At 48.6% G+C, this 3,857-nt stretch carries 3 protein-coding genes; all 3 read left to right on the top strand.

Features of this window, described 5'->3' with window-relative positions; translation table 11 throughout:
• Positions 1-1,723: LTA synthase family protein (locus tag OB13_RS18670; protein WP_461491699.1), on the top strand; the 1,723-nt coding region annotated here is incomplete at its 5' end.
• A gap of 170 nt (positions 1,724-1,893) precedes the next feature.
• Positions 1,894-3,213 (top strand): tRNA (N(6)-L-threonylcarbamoyladenosine(37)-C(2))-methylthiotransferase MtaB, encoded by a 1,320-nt coding sequence (mtaB, locus tag OB13_RS18665; RefSeq protein WP_461491698.1) that lies wholly within the window; start codon positions 1,894-1,896, stop codon positions 3,211-3,213.
• 72 nt (positions 3,214-3,285) lie between these two features.
• On the top strand, positions 3,286-3,857 hold a 572-nt coding region (locus OB13_RS18660; RefSeq protein WP_461491697.1), incomplete at its 3' end, for an OmpH/Skp family outer membrane protein.

Below are 3,857 nucleotides of genomic sequence, written 5' to 3'. Positions count from 1 at the left end.
AGCTGATTTATTGACTATTTTTGCCAAGGGACTGCGGCTTGACCTGTCCTTTAGTTCTTATATCTGTGCTATCCCTTTCCTGGCTATACTGGCTACTTCGCTTTTTCCCGGGTTGCAGGTACGCCGCTTCATCCGCTACTATACCTATGGCATACTGGCTTTCTTATCCGTGCTGATGGTTGTGGATCTGGAGTTGTATACTTTCTGGGGCTTCCGCCTGGATTCTTCTCCCCTGCTCTATCTCAGTACACCCGGCGAAATGGCAGCCTCTGCCGCTGCAGCTCCAATACTGCTGCTCGCCCTGATCGCGATTGCAACCTCCGTGGCTTTTGCGCTGCTTTTCCGCTATACCTTCGATTACAGAAACTACCACCTCTTTTTTTCAAAGCTGGTGTATGCCGGAGCGGCCCTGGCATTTCTGGCCGTACTGATCCTGCCGATGCGGGGAGGCTGGCAGCAGATACCGATCAACCAGAGCGTGGTGTATTTCTCTGAAAACCCATATGCCAATCATGCGGGGCTGAACATGCCCTGGAACCTGATGGACACCATGCTCAAGTATAACAAGGAAACGAAGAATCCTTACCAGTACATGGAGGAGACGGAAGCCGAGGCCAAAGTACAGGAATTGTATGCAGCAGCAGGAGAAGGCGCTCCGCGTATGCTTTCCGTGCAGAAACCGAACGTAGTCTTTATTATCCTGGAAAGCTTTACGGCCAAGTTTGTAGGCAGCCTGGGAGGCGAACCGGGCGTGACGCCTCATCTGGACCTATTGGCAGCTGAGGGTATAAACTTTACCAAGACGTACGCCAGCGGAGATCGCAGTGAAAAAGGCATGGTCTCTCTACTGAGCGGCTACCCGGTGCAACCGACTACTTCTATTATCAAAAATCCTAAAAAAACAGAACAGCTACCGCACCTGAGCAAGGTGTTTAAAGGGCAGGGATATACCACGAGCTTCTATTACGGGGGTGAACTGGAATTTGCCAATATCCGGTCCTACCTGCAGAATGGCGGCTACGATGAATTGATCGACAAACATAATTTTCCCAAAGAGAGCTATAATTCCAAGTGGGGAGCACACGACCATGTGCTGTTTGAGCGGGTGCTTCAGGATTTGAATCAGGCGAAAACACCTTTCTTCAGCACCGTCTATACTTTGAGCAGCCACGAACCCTTCGAAATTCCCAAACCTGCCAAATTTCCGGACAACAGCATTTCTGATAAATTCAAAAACTCGGTATACTATACAGACTGGGCTTTGGGCAAATTCATAGCAGAAGCAAGGAAACAAACCTGGTGGGACTCTACGCTGATCGTCCTGGTAGCAGACCACGGACACCCACTCCCCTATGAAGACCCGAACTACCGCACTACCAAGTTCAGGATTCCCTTCATTCTTGCCGGCGGAGCACTTGAAACGAAAGGACTGAAAGTAGATATGCTAGGCAGCCAAACGGATATCGCCGCGACCCTGCTTTATCAGTTAGGTTTTCCGCATGAGGATTTCAAGTGGAGCCGGAACTTTCTGGCACCAACTCCTTATCCTTTTGTGTTTTATGCTTTTAACGATGGCTTTGCTTTCATCACTCCCGGCAGCGTGCTCTCTTTCGACAATGTCTCCCAAAAGCCGATCCTAAAGGGCAAGGGCGTCACAAAGCAGCAACTGGAGTATGGGAAAGCTTACATGCAGTATACGTTTGAAGACTTCGTAAGGAAGTAAATTTAGAATATGCGCTTGAGTGAATGAGCGTATAAAAGCCAATATTTTGGAGACAGATAAGTATATAAAGGTCTGAGTAATTGAATCAATCCGCTGATTGACAACCAATTCGTCACACATACAAGCATACCCTCATTCACAATTAATTTTCGTACCTTTGCCCCCTGATTATGAAAAAGGTAGCATTTTATACATTAGGCTGTAAGCTAAATTACTCCGAGACCAGCACCATTGGGAGGATCTTCCAGGAGCGGGGTTTCGAGAAGGTGGAGTTTACCGACAAGCCGGATATCTACGTCATCAATACCTGCTCTGTCACCGACAATGCAGATAAGAAATGTCGGAAGATCGTGAAGGAAGCACTGAAGCACTCTCCAGATGCCTTTATTACCATCGTAGGCTGCTATGCACAACTGAAACCGAAAGAGATCAGCGAAATTCCGGGTGTGGATGCCGTATTGGGAGCTGCCGAGAAGTTTCAGTTGGTGGATATACTGGAGACATTTGAGAAAAAATCTACCCCACAGGTATACGCCAGCGCCATCAGCGAAGCCAATACCTTTCATAACTCCTACTCCTTTGGTGATCGAACGCGTACCTTCCTGAAAGTGCAGGACGGCTGCGATTATTCCTGTTCGTTTTGTACCATACCGCTGGCCCGTGGCAACAGCCGCTCTGACAGCATAGCCAATGTGGTGCGCTCAGCCAGTGGAATAGCCGAATCAGGAGTGAAAGAAATCGTACTGACGGGCGTGAACACGGGCGACTTCGGCCTGCAGGATGGCCAGCGTGTCGAAAGTTTTTATGAACTGGTGCAGGAACTGGACAAAGTAGCAGGTATAGACCGTTTTCGGATCTCCTCGATTGAGCCCAACCTGCTGAAAGATGAGATCATCGAATTTGTGTCCCGGAGTCAGCGGTTTATGCCGCATTTCCATGTGCCGTTGCAATCAGGTTCCAACAAGATTCTCAAGCTCATGCGCCGCCGCTACCAGCGCGAGCTATACGCTGACCGCGTCGCCACGATCAAATCACGGATGCCGCATTGCTGCATTGGCGTAGACGTGATCGTAGGATTCCCGGGTGAGACAGAAGAAGATTTCCTGGATACTTACAATTTCATCAACGGGTTGGACGTGAGCTACCTGCATGTCTTCCCTTACTCCGAAAGAGAAAACACCCTGGCACCAGACATGCCGGGTAAGGTGAGCATCAAAGACCGCAATCGCCGGGCCGATATGCTCCGCATTCTGTCCGAAAAAAAGAAGCGTTTCTTTTATGAGCAAAATATAGGACGTGAGTTCACGGTGCTGTTTGAGGATGACGTGAAAGATGGGCTCATGGAAGGCTTTACCGAAAACTATGTGCGGGTGGTGGCCAAATACGATCCTGTGCTGGTTAATGAAACCAAGCACGTCCGACTGACCGGTATCAGTGAACAGGGCCTGATGGAGGCGGAAGAAACCTTTGCCGAAGTATTGAAACATTAAAAATTCTGAATTTTTAAAAATAAGCCCTATATTTTCAGCCTGAAACAATCCTAACTGCTTAATTTTTTAATTGTGAACCTATCTAAAATTGTATTGGGAGTAGCTCTTGCGGCTCTTGTAACAGCTTGTAACAACGATCAGAAACCTCAGGCAACTGCTACGACAGCTGGCGCTGTTACGGCTGATTCGCTGGCTACTGCTTCTGAAGGCATCGTATACATCAACTCCGATTCGCTGCTCAGCAAGTATGAGTATTTCAAAGATGTTCGTACCCGTTTCCAGTCTAAAACTCAGAAAGCTGAAAAAGACCTGCAGGCCAGGGCCTCCGCCTTCGAAAAAGAAGTGCAGCAATATCAGCGCACAGGTGGCAATATGAGCATGGAGCAGCGCGCTTCCACAGAGCAGAAACTAGCCCAGAAGCAGCAGCAACTGCAGCAGCAGAGCCAAACAACCGGTAACCAGCTGGCAACAGAGGAATCAGAAGAGATGAAGAAAATCTATGACCGCGTAGAAGCTTACCTGCAGAAACTGAGCGGTGAAAAAGGGTATAAAATGGTTCTTACTTACTCCAGAGGTAACAGCGCTATCCTGTTCGGTGATTCCACCCTGGATATAACAGAAGAAGTACTTTCGGGCCTGAACCA

The sequence above is a fragment of the Pontibacter sp. HJ8 genome (genome assembly GCF_054824225.1).
This window is presented reverse-complemented; position numbering and strand designations above follow the sequence as displayed.